The organism is Anaerolineae bacterium, assembly GCA_016931895.1.
GTDB lineage: Bacteria > Chloroflexota > Anaerolineae > 4572-78 > J111 > JAFGNV01.
In genome coordinates, this window is record JAFGDY010000046.1 from 1 (window position 1) to 2931 (window position 2931).

The 2931-nt window shown below is 54.4% G+C and carries 2 protein-coding genes; one reads left to right on the plus strand and one right to left on the minus strand.

Annotation, left to right across the window (positions count from 1 at the left end; all coding sequences use genetic code 11):
- Positions 1-227: 227 nt before the first annotated feature.
- Positions 228-431, minus strand: coding sequence for a hypothetical protein (locus tag JW953_04150; protein MBN1991869.1), 204 nt, complete (start codon positions 429-431; stop codon positions 228-230).
- Positions 432-598: 167 nt separating this feature from the next.
- On the opposite strand from JW953_04150, the gene JW953_04155 reads away from it, so the two are divergent.
- Positions 599-2931, plus strand: a 2333-nt coding sequence (locus tag JW953_04155; protein MBN1991870.1) for an AAA family ATPase, incomplete at its 3' end; no start/stop codon positions are given.

The following is a 2931-nucleotide window of genomic DNA, read 5'->3' on the forward strand; positions in this document are numbered from 1 at the left end:
GAACCAAGATACCGATATTGCATCATTGCACCCCTTTCTCTTTATTGAATTTGATAAACTATGGAGATATTTTTAAGCGCTGTAAAAACCCTACCCTAATGTTATACCCGAGAAAATTCATATCCCAAACTTTCACTCCCTAATTCGGTTTGTAAGACGAATAGCTCCGCCAAATAAAAAAGCCTCGCCGGAGCGAGGCTTAGGTGATGTGTAGGCGGGCGGGCAAATTAGCCGGCGTTCCGCAATTTGGCAATTAAAACCGACCGTTTGGCCGCGCCGGCCATGCCGGCGAACAAATTCTCCAGGTTTTCCTTCTCTTCGGGCCGGTTACTGCCCCCGGCCAGCAACTTGATCAGCCGCTCTTTTTCCGCTTCACGCAGTAAATCCCGGTATTGTTCTCGCTTTAGTTCATAATCATGGGCAATAAACATTTGGGCCTCCTTAAAAAATACATCTTTCCGTCAACTTTACTGCCTATAGTATAACCGGCCGCCGTCTCGTGATGGCCTCAAAAAACGTCCCAAAAAGCGTCTCAGAACAGATTTCATTGCTATTTTGCCGATTTTTAGTAAAATTACTGGCGAGGAGGAATTGTGTTATGGCCCATTTGGCGCTGTTTTTATTTGGCTCGCCCCGGCTGGAACTCAACGGGACGACCATTGAAATAGCCCGTCGCAAGGCTATGGCCCTTATTGCTTATCTGGCCGTAACCGGGCAGGAACACAGCCGGGATACGCTGGCCACCCTACTCTGGCCGGACTACGACCAAACCCGCGCCCGTGGCGCGCTGCGCCGCACCCTCTCGGTTTTGAATAAGGCGCTGGGCGGCGACTGGCTGGAAACAAGCCGGGAAACCATTACCCTGGCCCATACGCCTGACCTGTGGCTTGATGTGGCCCAGTTCCGCCAGCAGTTGGCCGCGTGCCAGGCGCACAATCACCTCTCGTCTGAGATATGTTCCGCCTGTCTTTCGGCCCTCACCCAAGCGGCCGCCCTTTACCGTGACGATTTTCTGGCCGGATTTACCCTCCGTGATAGCCCTACTTTTGATGATTGGCAATTTTTTCAGGCCGAAGAGCTGCGGCGTGAATTGGCCGGGTGTCTGGAACGACTGGCCCACTATCACCACACCCAGACAGAAGATGAGTTGGCCATCACCTATGCTCGCCGCTGGCTTGAGCTTGATCCGCTCCACGAACCTGCCCATCAACTTTTGATGCAGTTGTATGCCTATACCGATCAGCGGGCGGCGGCTCTGCGCCAATACCAGGAATGTGTCCGCATTTTTGAAGAAGAACTGGCGGCTCAACCTTCAGCAGAAACCACAGCTCTGTATGAACGTATCCGCACCGGCAATTTGTCCAGAAAAAAGGAGACTCTTCCCCGGGCGCGGCAGGAGAAAAGGCCCACTTCTGCACCTCCGCCCCCTACCGCCTCTGCCCCTTTAACTCCACCTCCATTCCTATCCGCAACGCCGCCCCGGCCCAGTCCATTGGCCCCGTTTGTGGCCCGTGAAGGTGAGCTGGCTCAAATGAGCGACTATCTTAAATTGGCTCTGGTTGGTCAAGGCCAGGTTGTCTTTATCACGGGCGAAGCGGGCAGCGGCAAAACAGCCCTCATCCAAGAGTTTGCCCGGCGCGCCCAGGAAACCACCCCCAATCTGCTTGTCACCCCAGGCAATTGTAATGCCCACATCGGCTCCGGCGATCCCTATCGGCCTTTCCGCGAGATCCTGGGGCTGCTCACGGGCGATATAGAACCCAAGTGGAACCAGGGCGCCATTACCCCGGAAAATGCCGGTCGCCTGTGGAATCTATTCCCCGCCTCCGTGCAGGCTCTGCTGGAATTTGGCCCGGATTTAATTGACACCTTCATTCCCCGGCTAACCCTGTCCAGCCGGGTGCAGTTCATACCCGGGCCTGATAGTTGGAAAAAGTTAATAGAGGATAAAAATGGAGGAAACGGGACGGCCAACATTGCGCAAAATGACCTCTTTGAGCAATTTACTCACGTGATCCAGGCCCTGGCCAAACAACAACCGCTGCTGCTGGTGATTGACGATACCCAATGGGCCGATGCGGCCTCGATCAACCTGTTATTCCACCTGGGCCGGCAAATCACCAGTAATCATATCCTGATGGTCATTACCTACCGCTCCGACGACGTGGCCTTGGGACGCAATGGAGAACGCCACCCCCTGGAATCAGTGATTAATGAATTAAAACGGGTTTATGGAGATGTCCAGATTGATCTGGATCAGTCAACAGGGCCTCAATTTGTGGAAGCCTTGCTGGATACCCAGGCCAATCAATTGGCGGCGGAATTTCGCACCGCCCTATATCGTCAAACCCAGGGACACCCCTTGTTTACTGTGGAATTGTTATGGGCCATGCAGCAGCGGGGCGATCTGGTCCGCAATGCGCAGGGCCAGTGGGTAGAAGGGCCAAAGCTTAACTGGGCTTCCTTGCCTGCCAGGGTTGAAGCCATTCTCAAGGAAAGGCTTGATCGCCTGGCCGATAACTTGCGCCACCTTCTGGCTGTGGCCAGTGTAGAAGGAGACCGTTTTACCGCCCAGGTTATTGCCCGGGTGCAGGGCATTAACGAGCGCCAACTTCTACAGGCATTGTCGTTAGAATTGGAAACGCGCCACCGTTTGATCCAGGCGCAGGGCGAGGTGGAAGTTGGCAGCCGGTTTCTTTCCCGCTACCGTTTCACCCACACCCTGTTTCAGCAATATTTGTATAATCACCTTGGTGCCGGAGAGCGGCGCTTGCTGCACCACGATATTGCCGGCGCGTTAGAGGCGCTTTACGCAGATCAAACCGGCAAAATTACCATTCAACTGGCCCATCACTATACCAGGGCTGGGCAGGCCGACAAAGCCATAGATTATTTGCTGCAAGCCGGGGACCGGGCGCGCAATCTGTACGC